This window comes from Mediterranea sp. ET5 (genome assembly GCF_023337025.1).
Lineage (GTDB): Bacteria > Bacteroidota > Bacteroidia > Bacteroidales > Bacteroidaceae > Phocaeicola_A.
In genome coordinates, this window is the sequence record NZ_JAMBLN010000006.1 from 48,096 (window position 1) to 64,904 (window position 16,809).

General features: G+C 56.3%; 16 protein-coding genes. 5 read left to right on the forward strand and 11 right to left on the reverse strand.

The window, feature by feature from the left end:
- Nucleotides 1–18: 18 nt before the first annotated feature.
- Nucleotides 19–726 (reverse strand): CDP-diacylglycerol--serine O-phosphatidyltransferase, encoded by a 708-nt coding sequence (gene pssA / locus M3087_RS05290; protein WP_249094212.1) that lies wholly within the window; start codon nt 724–726, stop codon nt 19–21.
- Between the two features lie 50 nt (nt 727–776).
- Nucleotides 777–1,463, reverse strand: a complete 687-nt coding sequence (locus M3087_RS05295) for a phosphatidylserine decarboxylase family protein (RefSeq protein WP_106484255.1) — start codon at nt 1,461–1,463, stop codon at nt 777–779.
- Between the two features lie 296 nt (nt 1,464–1,759).
- Here M3087_RS05295 and dnaE point away from each other — a divergent pair, with 296 nt between their 5' ends.
- The 3 genes from dnaE (at nt 1,760) to M3087_RS05310 (ending at nt 6,326) form a co-directional block, all read left to right on the forward strand.
- Nucleotides 1,760–5,557, forward strand: coding sequence for a DNA polymerase III subunit alpha (gene dnaE / locus M3087_RS05300; RefSeq protein ID WP_249094213.1), 3,798 nt, complete (start codon nt 1,760–1,762; stop codon nt 5,555–5,557).
- Between the two features lie 35 nt (nt 5,558–5,592).
- Nucleotides 5,593–5,907, forward strand: coding sequence for a thioredoxin (gene trxA, locus M3087_RS05305; RefSeq protein WP_022385506.1), 315 nt, complete (start codon nt 5,593–5,595; stop codon nt 5,905–5,907).
- Between the two features lie 86 nt (nt 5,908–5,993).
- Entirely contained in the window at nt 5,994–6,326 is a 333-nt protein-coding gene (locus M3087_RS05310; RefSeq protein ID WP_022385507.1) for a hypothetical protein, read from the forward strand.
- A 104-nt stretch (nt 6,327–6,430) separates the two neighbouring features.
- Here M3087_RS05310 and M3087_RS05315 read toward each other — a convergent pair whose 3' ends face one another.
- Together M3087_RS05315 and M3087_RS05320 are read right to left on the reverse strand one after the other, a co-directional pair.
- Nucleotides 6,431–6,865 (reverse strand): nucleoside deaminase, encoded by a 435-nt coding sequence (locus tag M3087_RS05315; protein ID WP_106484253.1) that lies wholly within the window; start codon nt 6,863–6,865, stop codon nt 6,431–6,433.
- A gap of 2 nt (nt 6,866–6,867) precedes the next feature.
- A complete protein-coding gene (locus M3087_RS05320; RefSeq protein WP_022385509.1) occupies nt 6,868–7,101 on the reverse strand; it encodes a hypothetical protein in 234 nt (77 codons plus the stop codon).
- A gap of 75 nt (nt 7,102–7,176) precedes the next feature.
- Here M3087_RS05320 and M3087_RS05325 point away from each other — a divergent pair, with 75 nt between their 5' ends.
- Both M3087_RS05325 and M3087_RS05330 read left to right on the forward strand, forming a co-directional pair.
- On the forward strand, nt 7,177–7,542 hold the full coding sequence (locus M3087_RS05325) for a YraN family protein (RefSeq protein ID WP_022385510.1): 366 nt from the start codon (nt 7,177–7,179) through the stop codon (nt 7,540–7,542).
- Between the two features lie 58 nt (nt 7,543–7,600).
- Entirely contained in the window at nt 7,601–8,347 is a 747-nt protein-coding gene (locus M3087_RS05330) for a biotin--[acetyl-CoA-carboxylase] ligase (protein ID WP_022385511.1), read from the forward strand.
- 28 nt (nt 8,348–8,375) lie between these two features.
- Here M3087_RS05330 and M3087_RS05335 read toward each other — a convergent pair whose 3' ends face one another.
- From M3087_RS05335 to M3087_RS05365, 7 genes are read right to left on the reverse strand one after another with little or no spacing between them, the layout of a single operon-like run.
- Nucleotides 8,376–9,605, reverse strand: coding sequence for a TlpA disulfide reductase family protein (locus tag M3087_RS05335; protein WP_249094215.1), 1,230 nt, complete (start codon nt 9,603–9,605; stop codon nt 8,376–8,378).
- Entirely contained in the window at nt 9,602–10,774 is a 1,173-nt protein-coding gene (locus tag M3087_RS05340) for a TlpA family protein disulfide reductase (RefSeq protein WP_249094217.1), read from the reverse strand. Before M3087_RS05340 ends, M3087_RS05335 begins: the two co-directional genes overlap by 4 nt.
- Nucleotides 10,775–10,811: 37 nt before the next feature.
- Nucleotides 10,812–11,513 carry a fibrobacter succinogenes major paralogous domain-containing protein gene (locus M3087_RS05345; protein ID WP_249094218.1) on the reverse strand — a complete coding sequence of 234 codons (702 nt, stop codon included), beginning with the start codon at nt 11,511–11,513 and terminating at the stop codon, nt 10,812–10,814.
- 23 nt (nt 11,514–11,536) lie between these two features.
- On the reverse strand, nt 11,537–12,460 hold the full coding sequence (locus M3087_RS05350; RefSeq protein ID WP_249094220.1) for a hypothetical protein: 924 nt from the start codon (nt 12,458–12,460) through the stop codon (nt 11,537–11,539).
- 28 nt (nt 12,461–12,488) lie between these two features.
- On the reverse strand, nt 12,489–14,054 hold the full coding sequence (locus M3087_RS05355) for a RagB/SusD family nutrient uptake outer membrane protein (protein ID WP_249094223.1): 1,566 nt from the start codon (nt 14,052–14,054) through the stop codon (nt 12,489–12,491).
- 12 nt (nt 14,055–14,066) lie between these two features.
- Nucleotides 14,067–15,731 carry a TonB-dependent receptor domain-containing protein gene (locus tag M3087_RS05360; protein WP_249094316.1) on the reverse strand — a complete coding sequence of 555 codons (1,665 nt, stop codon included), beginning with the start codon at nt 15,729–15,731 and terminating at the stop codon, nt 14,067–14,069.
- Nucleotides 15,694–16,809 carry a SusC/RagA family TonB-linked outer membrane protein gene (locus M3087_RS05365; protein WP_249094224.1) on the reverse strand — a complete coding sequence of 372 codons (1,116 nt, stop codon included), beginning with the start codon at nt 16,807–16,809 and terminating at the stop codon, nt 15,694–15,696. Before M3087_RS05365 ends, M3087_RS05360 begins: the two co-directional genes overlap by 38 nt.

The window sequence follows — 16,809 nt, forward strand, 5'->3', positions numbered from 1 at the left end:
CTTCCGTGCCACGCGGACTCACGCCTTGCGTCGGGTGACCAGCGAGAGGAACACGTACCACACGATGATGGCTGCAAAGCTGCTGATACCCAGGAAAGCAATCAGCGGGATGCACACCCCGAGAAAGATATATTGTGTTTGATTGTCAGCCCATGACAGGTTCTTGAACTTCAGTGAGAACATCGGCAGTTCGGCAACCAGCAGTCCGGAGAACAGACACACCAGGACAAAAAGCCACAGGGCATTGAACATGTCGGAAATCAGGAACGGATGTGCCCCGGCGGCCAGCGATGCCCAAAAGAGCGCGTTGGCAGGGGTCGGCATGCCGATGAAGGAGGTCGTCTGACGGGTGTCGACATTGAACTTCGCCAGGCGCAGCGCTGAGAAGACGGCGATGAGGAAGGCGGTGTAGGGCATCCACTCGGAAACGCCGTCGAGGAAAGCGGGGTAAGGGACTTCCTTGAAGAGTGAAAAGGCTATCATGGCAGGGGCCAGCCCGAAGCTGATGTCGTCGGCCAGTGAATCGATGTCCTTCCCGATGGAGGAACGGGCATTGAGCAGCCGGGCGAGCATGCCGTCGAAGAAATCGAAGACGGCAGCCATGACGATGAACAGGAGCGCCAGCTCATAGCGCATCTCGTATGCCATGACGGTGGCAATGCAGCCCGAGAACAGGTTGCAGCAGGTCACCAGATTGGGAATGGAACGGGTAATGCAGTTTGACATAAGCTTTCAGTAACTAAGCGGTTGGTGGGGTGGCAAGGGGTTGCCGATCCTCATTTGAGTCGGGCAAGGACGGTCTGGTTGCCCACGGTCTTCTGACCCATCTTGACACAGACCTCGGAGCCTACGGGCAGGTAGACGTCGACGCGCGAGCCGAACTTGATGAAGCCCATGTGCTCGTCGATGTAGCACTCTTCGCCTTCGCTGGCGTAGGTCACGATGCGTCGCGCCACGGCTCCGGCAATCTGGCGTGCCATGACTTCGATGCCCTCAGGGGTCTCGATGACCACTGTCGAACGTTCGTTTTCCGTACTTGCCTTGGGGAGGAAAGCCTTGTGGAAATTGCCGCTCTGGTGGCTCACCCTCTTCACCACGCCGTCCACCGGATACCAGTTGGCGTGTACGTTGGTGATGCCCATGAAGATGGAAATCATCAGACGGCGGTCATGGAAGTATTCGTGTTCGTCCACCTCCTCCGCGACGACGATGCGTCCGTCGGCAGGCGCCACAACTATCTTTTCGGTCTCTTGTCCGAAGAGCCGGATGGGACAACGGAAGAAATTCACCATGGAGAGATAAAGGCAGAGACTGAGGAACGCCACAATACTGAAGGGAGCTTTGGAGTCGACCAAGAAGAACAGCAAAGCATTGATGCCCGCCAACAGGATGAAACTGAGGACGAGAATGTGCGTCCCTTCTCTATGAAGTCTTATTTTCTTTAGCTTCTTTAATTTATTCATGATTCCAAAAAGGTAGCTTGGTTCTTATTTTCCACATAGCTAGCGGTTATTCTGCAAAAGTAGAGCTATTTTGAGAATACTGCAAGCAAAAGGACCATATATTGTCGAAGAATGTCCGCTATTTCTCATTCTTGTGACGAGTTGATAACCGGGGCATGTGCCGGTCCATCTGTTATAATCCGCTAAAGTTGGCAAACGATGCTTGGGGATTCCCCGAAACAGCGCTACCTTTATCCCCTCGGAAGCGATTCATAACCCGATAAACATACAAGAAACCTCAATAAACTCACATCAACATGCATGATTTTGTTCATTTGCACGTGCACAGTCAATACTCCATCCTCGACGGTCAGGCGAGCATCCAGCGTCTGGTAGACAAGGCGATGGCGGACGGCATGAAGGGAATGGCACTGACCGACCACGGCAATATGTTCGGCGTGAAGGAGTTCTACAACTACGTCAACAAGAAGAACGGAAAAGTCAAAGACGAAATCAAGGGACTCAAGAAGCGCATCGCTGCCTTGGAGAGCGGCAAGGAGACCGCAGACAATCCGGCGGAAGAAGTGGCTGCCTGCAAGGCAAAGGTGACCGAGCTGGAAGGCAAGCTCTTCAAGCCCATCATCGGCTGCGAAATGTATGTGGCACGCCGCCGGCTCTTCGACAAGGAAGGGAAGCCCGACCAGAGCGGCTATCACCTCGTGGTGCTGGCAAAGAACAACAAGGGATACCACAACCTCATCAAGCTCGTCTCCAAAGCCTGGACCGAGGGCTACTACATGCGTCCGCGTACCGACCGGGTCGAACTGGAGAAATACCACGAAGGGCTGATTGTCTGCACCGCCTGCCTGGGTGGCGAGGTGCCCCGCAAGATACGCGCCGGACAGTTTGCGGAGGCGGAAGAGACCGTGCAGTGGTACAAGCGTGTCTTCGGGGATGACTATTACCTGGAGCTGCAGCTGCACAAGGCAACCGTCCCCCGTGCCAACCACGAAGCGTATCCGCTTCAGCTCGAAGTGAACAAGCACCTGAAGGAATACAGCAAGAAGTACGGGGTGAAGCTCGTCTGCACCAACGATGTCCACTTTGTCGACGAGGAGAATGCCGAGGCGCACGACCGGCTCATCTGCCTGAGCACGGGCAAGGACCTCGACGACCCGAACCGCATGATGTACTCCAAGCAGGAGTGGTTCAAGACCAAGGCGGAGATGAACGCCATCTTTGCCGACGTGCCCGAAGCCATGGAGAACACGGTCAGCATCTGCGACCAGGTGGAGTTCTACTCCATCGACCATGCGCCCATCATGCCGACCTTCGCCATTCCCGAGGACTTCGGGACGGAGGAGGAATACCGCAGGAAATACACCGAGGAAGACCTCTTCAACGAGTTCACCCGCAACGAGCACGGGGAAGTCGTGATGAGTGAGGACGATGCCCGGGCGAAAATAGAGAAGCTGGGCGGATACGACAAGCTCTACCGCATCAAGCTGGAAGCCGACTACCTGACGAAGCTGACCTTCGACGGAGCCAAGAAGCGGTACGGCGACCCGTTGTCCGACGAGGTGCGCGAGCGACTGCTCTTCGAACTTCACATCATGAAGACGATGGGTTTCCCGGGCTACTTCCTCATCGTGCAGGACTTCATTGCCGCCGCGCGTGAGAAGCTGGGCGTCTCGGTCGGTCCGGGACGTGGTTCGGCTGCCGGTTCGGCGGTTGCCTACTGTCTGGGGATTACGAAGATTGACCCCATCCAGTACGACCTGCTGTTCGAGCGTTTCCTCAACCCCGACCGTATCTCCCTCCCGGATATCGACGTGGACTTCGATGACGACGGACGGGGCGACGTGCTCCGCTGGGTCACCGAGAAGTACGGACAGGAGAAGGTGGCGCACATCATCACCTACGGCACCATGGCAACCAAACTTGCCATCAAGGATGTGGCACGGGTGCAGAAGCTTCCGCTAGCCACCTCGAACTACCTCTGCAAGCTCGTCCCCGACAAGATACCCGACAAGAAGGTCAACCTGGCGAATGCCATCGAATATGTCCCGGAGCTGCAGGAGGCGGAGGCATCGACCGACCCCGTCCTGCGCGACACCATCAAGTATGCCCGGATGCTGGAAGGCAACGTCCGCAATACCGGCGTGCATGCCTGTGGCACCATCATCTGCCGTGACGACATCACCGACTGGGTGCCCGTCAGTACGGCCGACGACAAGGACACCGGAGAGAAAATCCTGGTGACACAGTACGAAGGCTCGGTCATCGAAGACACCGGACTGATCAAGATGGACTTCCTCGGACTGAAGACACTCTCCATCATCAAGGAGGCCATCGAGAACATCCGCCTGAGTCTGGGACTGGAGATAGATATCGACTCCATCGACATCAACGATGCCGCCACCTATAAACTGTACAGCGAGGGACGCACCATCGGTACGTTCCAGTTCGAGTCGCCGGGCATGCAGAAGTACCTGCGCGAGCTCCAGCCGTCCACGTTCGAGGACCTCATCGCCATGAACGCCCTTTACCGTCCGGGACCGATGGACTACATCCCCGACTTCATCGACCGCAAACACGGACGCAAGCCCATCGAATACGACATCCCCGTCATGGAGAAGTATCTGAAGGACACCTACGGCATCACGGTCTATCAGGAGCAGGTCATGCTGCTCTCCCGTCTGCTGGCGGACTTCACCCGTGGTGAGAGTGACGCCCTGCGTAAGGCGATGGGAAAGAAGCTGCGCGACAAGCTGGACCACATGAAGCCCAAGTTCATCGAGGGTGGAAAGAAGAACGGACACGACCCGAAGATTCTGGAGAAAATCTGGGGCGACTGGGAGAAGTTCGCTTCGTATGCGTTCAACAAGTCGCACGCGACCTGCTACTCCTGGGTGGCTTACCAGACGGCTTACCTCAAGGCGCACTATCCTCCCCAGTACATGGCTGCCAACTTGAGCCGCAACATCTCGCGCATCGATGAAATCACCAAGCTGATGGACGAGTGCAAGGTGATGGGCGTACAGGTGCTGGGACCGGACGTGAACGAGAGTATCATGAAGTTCTCTGTCAACCGACGGGGAGACATCCGTTTCGGACTGGGAGCCGTGAAGGGAGTCGGCGAGAATGCCGTGCAGGCAATCATCGACGAACGCACGAAGAACGGTCCTTTCACGAGCATCTTCGACTTCGTGCAGCGGGTCAACCTCCTGGCGTGCAACCGTAAGAACGTCGAGAACCTGGCACTGGCGGGCGGCTTTGACTCCCTGCCCGGCGTGAAGCGGGAGATGTTCTTTGCCGCCAATGCCAAAGGCGAAACGTTCACCGAACTGCTCATCCGCTACGGGGCAAAATATCAGGTAGACAAAGCCGCAGCCATCAACTCCCTCTTCGGCGGCGAGAACCAGGTGGAGATTGCCAAGCCCGAAATTCCGCCTTTCGAACCGTGGAACTCGCTCGACCGGCTGAACCGTGAGCGGGAACTGGTGGGCATCTACCTCTCCGCCCACCCGCTGGACGACTACGCCATCATCCTGGAGAACGTCTGCAACACCCACATGTCCGACCTTGCCGACAAGTCGGCCCTGGTCAACCGGGAACTGACGATGGGCGGCATCGTGACCAACGTCCGGGAAGGGCGTACGCGGAACGACAAGCCCTTCGGCATCGTGAAGCTGGAGGACTACTCCGGTTCCGGCGAAATCCCCTTCTTCGGCAACGACTGGCTCACCTGGTGCAACTACCTGCGCGAAGGCTATTTCCTCTATATACGGGCGAAGTGCCTTCCCCGTCAGTGGAACCCCAACGAACTGGACCTGAAGATAGGCTCCATCGAGCTGTTGCCCGACGTGAAGGAGAACCTGATAGACAAAATCACCATCACAACTCCGCTCTCGTCTCTTGACAAAGAGCTGATAACCGACATCTCCACGCTCGTGCAGAAGAATCCCGGCAACGCCGAGCTGCACTTCCGCGTGGTCGACAGGGACAGCAAGATGCATGTCACGATGAAAGCCAATAAAGTTAAAATATCTGTTAAGCGTGACCTCATCACTTACATAAAGAGCCGTCCGGAGTTGGAATTCAAAATTAATTAATACCTTTGCGACGAATTCATTAAATACAGAAAATTATGGCACTTCAAATTACTGACGCGAACTTTGACGAACTGCTGGCCTCAGGCAAGCCGCTCGTAGTAGATTTTTGGGCTACATGGTGTGGTCCCTGTAAGAAGATTGCTCCGGAGATTGAAGCTTTGGCTCAAGAATATGAAGGACAGGCAATCATTGGTAAGTGCGACGTTGACTCCAACGACGCTCTGACAGGAAAGTTCGGTGTGCGCAACATCCCGACGGTACTGTTCTTTAAGAACGGTGAAGTAGTGGACAAGCAGGTTGGCGCCGCTCCGAAGTCCGTATTCGAGGATAAGCTCAAGGCTATTCTCTGATTGAAAGATGGAATATGATCCGCTTTCGTCCCCTTCCACACAAGGGGAGGAAAGCGGATATTTTTTAACCGATAAAGAGCACCGATATGGCAACAGATGAATTTTTGCAGGAAGACCTGGACGATGAAAAGACCGTGGAGTTCATCAAGAACTACCTGCCGCAGGACCTGAAAGAGAAGTTTACTGACGACGAACTCTACTATTTCCTGGACCTCATCGTGGACTACTATGCTTCCAGCGGATGCCTGGATGTGGAGCCCGACAGCGACGGCTACATCGAAATCGACCAGGACGCCATCGTAGACTACATCGTGAAGGAGGCCAAGAAGGACCAGATGGGTGAATATGACCCCGAGGACATCCTCTTCGTCGTGCAAGGCGAGATGGAGTTCGGCAATTCACTCGGACAAGTGGACTGAAGACAAGCCTTTCCGACACAAGGCAGCAAGACGAAATACGACAAACAGGACAGAAGCAGAAGAGGTCATCGGACCTTCCTTCTGCTTCTGTCCTGTTTGTTTTCCTATCTTCTTTTCCGGAAGAACTCCTGCATCAGCGTCCGCGCCTCATCGGCAAGCACGCCGCTCACCACCACCGTCTTGGGATGGAGCACGGCAGGAGCATACAGGTGATAGCCCCGTTTGTCGTCGGCTGCGCCATAGACCAGACGCCCCAGCTGCGACCAGCCCAAGGCTCCGGCACACATGGGACAGGGCTCCACGGTGACATAAAGCGTACAATCGTTGAGGTATTTGCCACCCAAGGTATGAGCGGCTGCAGTGATGGCCTGCATCTCGGCATGAGCCGTGACATCGGTCAGTGTCTCGGTGAGGTTATGTGCACGGGCAATGATGCGGTCGCGGCACACCACGACGGCACCCACCGGCACCTCGCCACAGTCTGCCGCCAGACGGGCTTCCGCCAGCGCCTGTCTCATGTAATAGGAATCATCGGGCATAGTCAGCGTCGCATATCATGTTCGTTGAACAAAGTCGGGTAGTCATCCTCCATCGCACGGCAGATGAAGGCAAGCATGGTCTCGCGCATCCAGCGTCCCTTGTTCGTTATCTTGTACCTGTGCAAGTAACGGTCGACGATGGCTGCCTCATCCTCGCTCACCAGACACACCAGGCGGCGCGTACGTTTCGGTTCGGTCGGAGCTACTTTTACCCGTTTTTTGACTTCTTTGCTCATACTACCTGCAAATTTAGTCGCTCTGAGTAAATAACGAAAGATAAAAAGAGTAAATTTGCAAAAAAGACAACAACTATGGCTGAACACAACCTGCTGGGACAAGCCGGAGAAGACCTTGCTGCAGATTTCCTCCTGTCAAAAGGATACTACATCCGCCACCGCAACTGGCGTGCCGGACGTCACGAGCTCGACATCATCGCCGTGCAGGACGGGACGCTGGTCGTCGTCGAGGTAAAGACCCGACGGAACGGCAGCTTCGGCGACCCCTATGAAGCCATCGACGAACGGAAGGTACGCAGCATCGTATGGGCTACGGACGCCTACCTGAGGCGGTTCAACTTGGACATGCCGGTACGTTTCGATGTGATTGCCGTCACCGGCAATGCTGCCAGCCACAGCATTGAGCACATCGAGGATGCCTTCTATCCTCCCTTGGAATAAGCCCGTCCGTCGGCTATTCCATCCCCCCAAAAACTCACACGCAAAATGAGAACCACATATGAAACACTACCTTGACCACTTCGAAATCATACGTGTCGACGAGACCGACTCGACCAACAACGCCATCCGCAACCATGAACACAGTCCCGGCAAAGAGTTCCTCGTAATCTCCGCCGAATATCAGACCGGGGGCAAGGGACAACGCGGCAACTCCTGGGAATCGGCGCGGGGGAAGAACCTGCTCTTCAGCCTGTCGTGCCATCCGACGTTCCTGCACGCCCAACAGCAATTCCTGTTGTCGCAAATCATCTCACTCAGCGTGCTCGATGTCTTCCGGCACTACATCCGTCGCTTCAGCATCAAGTGGCCCAACGACATCTACTGGCGTGACAAGAAGATTGGCGGCATCCTCATCGAGAACGACCTCTCGGGCACACACATTGCCCGCAGCATCATCGGAGTCGGTTTGAACATCAATCAAACGGAGTTCAAAGGCGGCGCACCCAATCCAGTATCACTGCTCCAGGTCTGCGGAATACACTGCAAGCGCAAGCATGTGCTGGAACGCATCCTGAAACATTTCGAATCCTACTACCGCATGCTGGAGCGTGGCGAGGTGGAAACCATCCGCGAACACTACCGCAAGGCGTTGTTCCGCCGGCGCGACTTCCATCCTTACCGGGATGCCGACGGAGTATTCAATGCCCGCCTCCATCATGTGGAGGACAGTGGTCTCATCATCCTTGAAGACACGGAAGGCCGTCTGCGCCCCTATGCCTTCAAGGAAGTGGAGTTTGTGTTGTAAGAAAACCTGCAATACGGCGGTTTCTCGATTACAAGGCAGTCTCCTCACTTGCCTCCTGCATCAGCATACGCTCCACGACATCGGGACTGTGCGTACCGACCCGGATGTTCCCGTCCGGGTCAAGCAAAAGCAGGAAAGGAATCCCCGTCAGCTGATACAGCTCGGACAGTTGCTTCGACACCTCAGGCGTGACGGTAAACTGACGCCAGGACATCTGCTCCTCCTTCATGGCACGTTGCCAGTCCGCCTCCTTGCGGTCAACGGACACACTGATGATGTCGAGTGCAACAGGTTGGGCTGCATAGAGCTGTTTCAGATGCGGAATCGACGCACGACACGGACCGCACCACGACGCCCAGAAGTCGACCAATGTATAGACACCCGGTTTACGGACGGCAGCAAGAGTTGTCGGCTGCCTCCCGGTATCGAGAAGCGCAAAGTCCTTCAACGGCTGTCCGGTAACGTATGCCCGGTATGCCTCTGCCTGCTGACGGACGTGTGCCAGACGCACCGTGTCGCAAGTACCCTTCACACAATCGAGCCAACGGTCCAGTTCGTCAGCCGTCAGACTGAAAGGTTCCGTCAGCTTCCGCCCGACCAGATACACCGAGATGGACGCCTCGGGATGGCTGCGGATAAACGCATCGGTCAGCGCTTTCACCTTGCCGGCAGCCTCCTGGGAACGCTGCTTGTAGTATGAAAGGGAGTCTGCATGCTCCTTCTTCTGCCGGGAGAACTGAAGGTCCACATACCGGCGTTCCATCTGCCAGGCGACCAGCTCGGCAGCATGAAGTGCCTTCCGGTAAGCGAGGTATTCCTGTTGGGCACGTCCACCGGTGACCGTCGCATTACGCTCCTTCTCCAACGGAGAATGCCCGAACTCATACGTCAGCGGGAGGCTGTCGAGATGAACGGCTTCCATTGCAACGTGAACATTCTCCAGCATCAGACGGGTGTCCGTCTCCGTCTCATACGAGGAGCCGTCCTCGTAAGTCTCCGTCCGCAGAATCTCTACCCGGCAGAGTGTTGGAGATACGACACTGCCACGGAAGGTGAAACGTCCGTCACGTACTGTTGTCTTTCCCAGTGGTTCTCCCCTGCTGCCGTCTTTCTCCAAGTTTACCAGACGGACGGTCGTACCGTCTTCCAGTCCGGGGACATGCCCGTCAAGCACAAACCCCGGAGTTTCCTGTCCCAGTGCACTTCCAATCGTCAGCAGACAACCGGAGAGGACAGACACAAATCTATTTCTGTTCATGGCTTCATGTGGTTTTGCAGGTATTCAACAATGACATCGGGCAAATTGGTCGAACAGACGATGCGTCCTTCCCCGTCAATCAGGACGAGACGTGGAATCGTCGTCAGCATGTAGCCGTCAGCGGCGGCAGGCACTTGCACCTTGTTGAGCCATGCCTGAGCCCACGTCATCTGCTCCTCTTCCATAGCCTTACGCCAGGCTGTTTCTTTCTCGTCGACCGAGACACTGACGAGTCCCAGCCGTGAACCGTACTGCACTGCCAGCTCCTTTACACGGGGGATTGCCGCACGGCAGGGACCGCACCAGGAAGCCCAGAAGTCGAGCAGCGTGAATTGCGCTTCCGCAGGGATGAGCGCCGAGAGCCGTGCAGACGTCCCATCCGTCCGTATCAGGTCAAAATCCGGGTAACGTTGTCCCAGCGCATAGCGCAAGGCCACTTCCAGGTTACGGTTGAGGGCATTCACCCGCACCGTGTCGGGACAGGTCTGCACGAGCGAAGCCATCTCTTCCAGTTCGTCTGCCGTATAGACAAAGTCGGTGCGAAGCTCCTGATACATCCAGTAATTGGCAGCAAAGGAAGACGGATGCCGACGTGCAAAGCTGACCCGCGCCTCATGAAGCTTCCGCTGCGCCACCTGCACCAGTGTCCGGTACTTCCGTACGGAGTCAGGATTGTCATTGGTTGCAAAGTAGACTTCCGCCTCCTTGTAACCCGCCAGCCGAGCCTCCCGTTCCAGGTCGTACACGGCATCAAGATACTCTTGCCAGTCAGCTTGTGCCCGTCCACCGCTGACGCGCAGGAGCTGCTCGGTCCGGTAATCTTCGGAAGCTTCCTGAAGAGCGCTCCAGGTAACGTCTGCTACCTGCATCGCCTCCGGAGAAGCCATAAAACGGACAGCATGTCGGGTGTAGAGACGTCCGTTCTTCGGACTTCGTTGCAATATGCGCAACTCGCAGAGCAACGGACGTATCACACTGTCGCAGGTCAGACAGAAAGTTCCGTCCGCGGGAGATGCCTGACAAAGGGGCAACTGTTCCCGCGACTCGACATTGACTACAGCCACTTGCAGGCTGTCCGGCATGCCCTCGATGCGTCCGCTCAGCGTGAACTGTGCCGAAGCCGGCAGCGCACACAGGGCAGCCAGAAAAGACAGAATAAGTTGTTTCATGGAGTTCTGATAGTTAAAACCGTTCCTAATTCAATGTTTATCGAACATCACGTACCCAGCGGACGGACATGTACTTGTTGGAGTTGTTGCCACTCTGACGTTCCACTCCCTCCTGTCCGCTGACCAGTTTGCGGAAGAACACCATCCGGTAGCCGTCGCCTCCCGGCTTGCTCTCATCCACGGTAGAGGTCCAGTAGTATCCTGCCTCCCCATCGTACTTCAACAGGCATCCCACTCCGTATGTCTCGCTGCTGTAGAGCACCGAGCCTCCGAGTTTCAGTCCCAGTTCTGCGCCCTGGTCGGAGCGCGTCAGCAGGGAGGCGATGCTCCCCCGCCATCCCGTCCGGTCGACCTCTCCTCCCATGCCCATCGCACGTTCCAGCTTCTTCCAGTCGTCATCGGTAGGCAGACGCCAGCCCTCGGGAGCGGACGCCAGTGCCTCCTCATAGCTCAGGAGGTTGCCGTACTCATTGAAATAGTCAGTGGTGTCAGCATCGAAGGAAATGGTTTCATACCAGCCGTAGTCAGGCACATAGTATTCCACGTTCCACACCCGGGAACCATTCCGGGCATTTTCCGTCGTCCATTCCTGGTCTCCGATACGTACCCATCCATAGGTATTCCCTTGGTTGTCGGTCACAGTCCCATGTGCTGTCGGCTCAACCGCCAGTCCGTTGTCATCATCGCTGCAAGCCACCAGGACCAGTGCGGCAAGCAGACTTATCAGCCATTGTTTCATAGTGTACTCGTGAATTGTAAAAGTTAGAACTTATATCCCGTAGCCAGAATCGCCTGTCTGACCAACTCCATCCGCTGCATGAGGAGACTGTAGGCTCCATACTGCGCTTCAATCTCTTCCCAAGGAGTGTTCATCACCAGTTCAAAGAAGTCATCCCAATCAGAAAACGGAGGAGTATCATAGTAGAACTCGTCATACCAGTCTTCCGAATAACTGATGAATCCCAGCTCGTAGAGGGCTTCCATCTGCGTACGGTCCCATCCGGGAATGAGGTCGCCCAGATAACTGTCGGAGACCTCCGCCGGAATCAGGTCGTAGAAGGGGCCCTGATAGTCATCCCAGTTCAAGTCACTGATGCCATCATCAACCAGATTGGTCAGCACCGCCAGAGCCATCTCCCGGCGTTCCTCCTCATCCAGGTGCAGCACGTCCTTTGTGTCGATAGCCATGCAATAGATGTTCGATTTGTAACTCAGGTCCTCCCACGTAGAGCCGTAAGAGTTCTCCCGGATGCCATTAACCAGCAGGATTGAGTAAGGCAGCAGGTTCTGCGAGAGGTGAGGGAGGAAGTCGGCTTTAATCATCTCAGCAGCTGCCGCCTTTTCCTCCTGCGTCTGATAATAGCCGAAGGCATAGGCTGCGTTGTTGTAACCCGTCAGGCTGTAACGGAAGTTCAGCACTTCGGTGGCATAGACAGGGGCCCCGTTGACATCCGTACCATTGAGGTCATGGCGAAGCGTGTCGTTGAAGAAGAGATAGACCCCGGTCTCGTCAAAGAAGTCACGGCGCAATTCCGCCTCGGTACTGTGGTCATCCTCCTTCGGAAGGAAGAAGTTGGTGTCCTCGCCGCTGGGCGTCAGCAGCTCCTCGTCGGAAGAGCAGGCAGCCAGGAACCCGAGCGTTCCGGCAAGCAACATACCTATATAATAATGTGTCAAATGTTTCATAGTCTACAGATGAATGAATAACTTGGACTTAATAATTCTCGCTGCGTGCAGGCTTGCGTGCCGGACGCTCGTTGTCTCCCAGCGACACCTGGAACTCCAGCACCTTCCGCGGGATGGGCAACGTATAGGCAGGGTCATTGGTTTCAAGCCGGTAGTAGTCGCAGCGCAACGGGTCGTAAGAGTCATAATACACATGCCCGTGCTCGATGGTCTTGCTCCACGGGTAGGGTTGGCACACGGTGTAACGCCGCAAGTCAAACCAGCGATGGCCCTCCAGCAGGAACTCACGGGCACGCTCGTCGCGGATGAGTCCGACCAGTTCGCTTCCGGTCTGGGTGATGCTTGGAGCAGTCTCCATACGGGTTTCAAGGAAAGTCTCCAGGACGCGCCGTGCCTCAGCCTCATCGCCGGCACAGGCCGAAGCCTCCGCCAATGTCAGGTAGGCCTCGGGGGTACGCAGCAGGAAGCAGTCGGACACCTCGCTGTAATTGCCCCACGCACGTTGCTGTCCATTGACCTTCAGGAAGACGGGAGACTGACGGAAGTTCTCGCTGGCACCAATGAAGAGGTTGGTACGCAGGTCCCCCCTCTGGAACAGCTCCATCATCTCATCGGAAATGAAGTAGGCAGGCATGTAGTTGTCGAACATCCCGCGCCAGTCGGCAAAGGCGACGGAAATCATGTAACCACCCATGGAGAAGATGGTCTCGGGCGAATCGCGATAGACCACATCCGCACCCGGAGACAGGGAGTGGAGGTCGAGCAGGCCGTCCTGCAGTTCGAGCACCCGCCGTGCCTCGCGGGCTGCGGCTTCCCAGTCCTGCATGTACAGGTACACACGGCTGCGCAACAGGAGGGTGGCGGTCAGGTCGGCATGATAGACCGACACACGCTCTTTGCCCTGCAGGCAGGCTTCCGCCTGTTCGAGGTCTGCCAACACCTGTGCGTACACAGTTGCCAGCGGTTCGCGTGTGAACTCGCGGTCCTCCACGTATTCAGAAAGTTTGATGGGCACTCCCGGCGTGGAGGCAGCCGTCTGCGGAAGGTAGGGCTGTGCATACAGGTTGGCAAGCAGGAAGTAGTAGGCAGCACGCAGGAAGTGCGCCTCTCCCTTTACCCGTTCCCTGCCTGCAACATCCTCTTCCCGGGAAGCCGGCTGCTCGTCGATGAGCGCCAACACCATGTTGCACGTGTTGATTTTCTCATAGAGCATGTTCCAGTAGGCTTCGTCACCGCCCACATAGCGCAGGTCCTGGTCTACGCCCGTATCCTGCTGCCAGGTGTAGAAGGCAAACTTGTCGGAGCGGTAACTCAAAAGGTCGTTTTCGTTGTCAGGATTCTCCTTCAGTTCATCGCTCATGAAGTGCAGGATGTCAAGATTACTGTGTATCTCGCTGGCAGTAGAGCCGCTGTTGTCACCCGACACGAAGCGGCAGGGTTGCAGGTAACCGTCCCCCAGAAGAAGTTCGTTGAGGTCCTCCCAGGTCTCCACTTGTGCCTTGTCTTGTGAATACTCCTCCAGAAAATCCGAGCAGGACGAGCCGGCGAACATGCCTGCCAGCAGAAGGAGCGAGGTTCTTATCATTGTTTTCATACATCGGTCATTTTAGAAGGTTACACTTAAACCGAGCGAGAAGCTCGGACGGTCTGAAAGTTGGATGGTCGTGAAGCCACCTTGCGTCGGGGTCTGCCCCTTCAGGTCCTTGTCGGCAATGGTAAAGAGATTGCTGCCCGAGGCCGTCAGCTCCAGACGGCTGATGCCGTAAGGCTGCATCCACTCGTCCGGGAAGACATAGGAAAGGCTGATGTTGCCACACTTCAGGTAGTTGGCGCTCACCACACGCAGGTCGCTGTAGTCATACATGTCCCAGTAGCTGTCGGCTATGGGCTGCACCGCCTGACCATCATATTCCAACCGTCCCGACCAGTGCCCGCTGTACTTGAAATAGTTGCCGTCGGCCTCCCCGATGATGGCGGGGATGTCCGTACGCCGTTCGTCGCCGGGATGCTGCCAGCGGTCGAGATAATCGCGGCTCATGTTGTTCTCCGGACGGATTTCAGCGGCATCGTATGCATTGCCCGATGCCGAACCGTACATCCCGAACAGACGGGTACTGGCACCCAGGCTGTAGGAGAACATGGCCGAGAACCGCAGGTTCTTCCAGCGCAGGGTCGTGCTCAGTCCGCCCTGCATGGTCGGCTCGCGTGAACCGGTCGCCTTGAGTACACGGGTATAGGTGTCATACTTGCTCAAGCCGATGAGGTCCTCATAGTGGTCTTCCCAATCATCGAACATCGGACCGCCGTCGACCGGACTCAGTCCGAGGTAACGGTACGAGTAGAATGTCCCGATGGACTCCCCCTTGACCACTGCCGTACCGTTCAGGAAGTCGCTCAGCTCATAAGATTCGCCATCGGGTGAAGAGGTGATCTCATTGAACGTACGCGAAAACGAGGTCGTCACCGACCATCGCCAGTCCCGGTTCATGATGGGGCTGACGGTGAGGTCGACACTGTATCCGTCATTGGAGATGTTGCCCCGGTTTACCGTATACGAGCCGTAGCCGTTGACCGTAGAGATTGTCTTGCTCATGAAGGCATCCTTGGTCCGCTTGAAATAGACCGACGCCTCCATCTGCAGCCGGCTGTCGAAGAAGGAAGCCTCCAGACCGATGTTGTAGGAGTTGGTCTTCTCCCACTTCAGGTTCGGATTGGGATTCCCGTTTGCCGACGCCGTGAACTCATTGTAGTAAGGATGAAGCGGATTCTTCGTGATGGTCAGCACGGGCGACTCGGAGGTGAGCATGTTTCCCTGGAAACCGTAGGAACTCTTCACCGTGAGGTAGTCTATCCAGTCGAGGTCGCGCATGAAGTCCAGCTGTCCGAAGTTGAAGGAGGCGGACACCGACCAGATGGGCAGAAGCTTGTCGTTGCTCTGGTCACCGAACTGGTTCGAGCCGTCGATGCGTCCGTTGAGGTTCAGATAGACCATCTGATTCCAGCTGTAGGTGAAGGAGGCATAGGCCGAGATGATGTTGTTCAGGTTATCCGTCAGGTGAGGAACGTTCGACGCCAACCAGCTGCCATAGGACGGATACTCGCTCAGGTTGATGTTGTTGACGAACGACAGCCCGCGGTCCGGATAGTAGCCCCTCGCCGTATAATCGTTCATCTTATAACGTGTGGAACTGGCTTCGTAGCCCACCACTCCGTTGAAGTTATGCTTCTCCCCGTCACCGAAGTACTTGTTCCAGTCCAGCTGCAGACGCACGGTCCAGCTTTTCTGGCGGGAGTTCTGAGTGTTCAGCTCGCCTCCCTGCGGCAGGGTACTCGTGCTTGGTGGTGATGACGATGACACCATTGGCAGCCTTCGAGCCATACAGGGCGGTAGCGGAAGCGTCCTTCAGCACGTCCAGCCGTTCGATGTCCTGCGGGTTCAGTCCGGCAATGGCATTACCGATGCGGTTGACAAAGTCGGGGTCATTGAGCTCTTCAGGGGCTATCTGCACGGCATCCTGCACCACGATGCCATCGACCACCCACAGCGGTTCACGGTTACCGATGATGGACGAGGTTCCGCGGATACGTATCTTCGGCGCCACCCCTGCCTCGCCGGAATTGCTCATGAACATCAGGTCAGTGACCTGCCCTTCGAGCATCTGGTCGATGGAGGTGTAGTCGGGACGGATGATGTCTTCCGCCTTGACCGTGGTCACGGCACTCGTCAATGCCCGCTTGTTGATGACCTGGTAGCCGGTCACGACCACCTCGTCGAGGTTCTGCGAGTCATCCTCCAGGTAGATGTTCAGCGGACGTCCCTTCCAGGTGAGATGCTGTGTCTTCATGCCGATGAATGACACGGTGAGCCGGGGCTGCTTCCCGTCCCGGGTCTCGGCCAGCGGAAGTCTGAACGAACCGTCAATGCCCGTGACGGTTGCCTGGTCAGCCCCTTCCTGCTTGACAGAGACACCTGCCAGCGGCTCGCCTTCACGGTCGACCACCTTTCCGGTAGCCGTCTTTCCCTCATCCTGCTTGCGCCGGATGACCACCGTACGGTTGTCATCGGCAATCTCGTAAGTCAGTCCGCTCCCCGCAAGGCAATGGCTGAGAATCTTGTCCAGCGAAGCATCGGTAAAGTTGTAGTCCTTCTTCTGCAGTCCTTCCACGGCATTGTTGCTGTACATGAAGTTCACCTGCACCTGCTTCTTGATTTCCACGAACAGTTCCCGGATGGAAGCCTGTTTCAGCCGGACGGTCACCGGTTTGTCTGTCTGTGCCATCACCACCGACGAACCCGACAGCAGGATGGAGGCAAACAGCAACCGTGCTAGTTTGCGTTTTTCTCTCAT

Bases quoted from the DNA above. Each gene is read 5' to 3' on its own strand.
- M3087_RS05310 (WP_022385507.1), top strand. From the start codon at position 5,994: ATGGCAACAGATGAATTTTTGCAGGAAGACCTGGACGATGAAAAGACC.
- dnaE (WP_249094213.1), top strand. From the start codon at position 1,760: ATGCATGATTTTGTTCATTTGCACGTGCACAGTCAATACTCCATCCTC.
- M3087_RS05335 (WP_249094215.1), bottom strand. From the start codon at position 9,605: ATGAACAGAAATAGATTTGTGTCTGTCCTCTCCGGTTGTCTGCTGACG.
- pssA (WP_249094212.1), bottom strand. From the start codon at position 726: ATGTCAAACTGCATTACCCGTTCCATTCCCAATCTGGTGACCTGCTGC.
- M3087_RS05345 (WP_249094218.1), bottom strand. From the start codon at position 11,513: ATGAAACAATGGCTGATAAGTCTGCTTGCCGCACTGGTCCTGGTGGCT.
- M3087_RS05355 (WP_249094223.1), bottom strand. From the start codon at position 14,054: ATGAAAACAATGATAAGAACCTCGCTCCTTCTGCTGGCAGGCATGTTC.
- M3087_RS05295 (WP_106484255.1), bottom strand. From the start codon at position 1,463: ATGAATAAATTAAAGAAGCTAAAGAAAATAAGACTTCATAGAGAAGGG.
- M3087_RS05350 (WP_249094220.1), bottom strand. From the start codon at position 12,460: ATGAAACATTTGACACATTATTATATAGGTATGTTGCTTGCCGGAACG.
- M3087_RS05330 (WP_022385511.1), top strand. From the start codon at position 7,601: ATGAAACACTACCTTGACCACTTCGAAATCATACGTGTCGACGAGACC.
- M3087_RS05320 (WP_022385509.1), bottom strand. From the start codon at position 7,101: ATGAGCAAAGAAGTCAAAAAACGGGTAAAAGTAGCTCCGACCGAACCG.
- M3087_RS05315 (WP_106484253.1), bottom strand. From the start codon at position 6,865: ATGCCCGATGATTCCTATTACATGAGACAGGCGCTGGCGGAAGCCCGT.
- M3087_RS05325 (WP_022385510.1), top strand. From the start codon at position 7,177: ATGGCTGAACACAACCTGCTGGGACAAGCCGGAGAAGACCTTGCTGCA.
- trxA (WP_022385506.1), top strand. From the start codon at position 5,593: ATGGCACTTCAAATTACTGACGCGAACTTTGACGAACTGCTGGCCTCA.
- M3087_RS05365 (WP_249094224.1), bottom strand. From the start codon at position 16,809: ATGAGAGAAAAACGCAAACTAGCACGGTTGCTGTTTGCCTCCATCCTG.
- M3087_RS05340 (WP_249094217.1), bottom strand. From the start codon at position 10,774: ATGAAACAACTTATTCTGTCTTTTCTGGCTGCCCTGTGTGCGCTGCCG.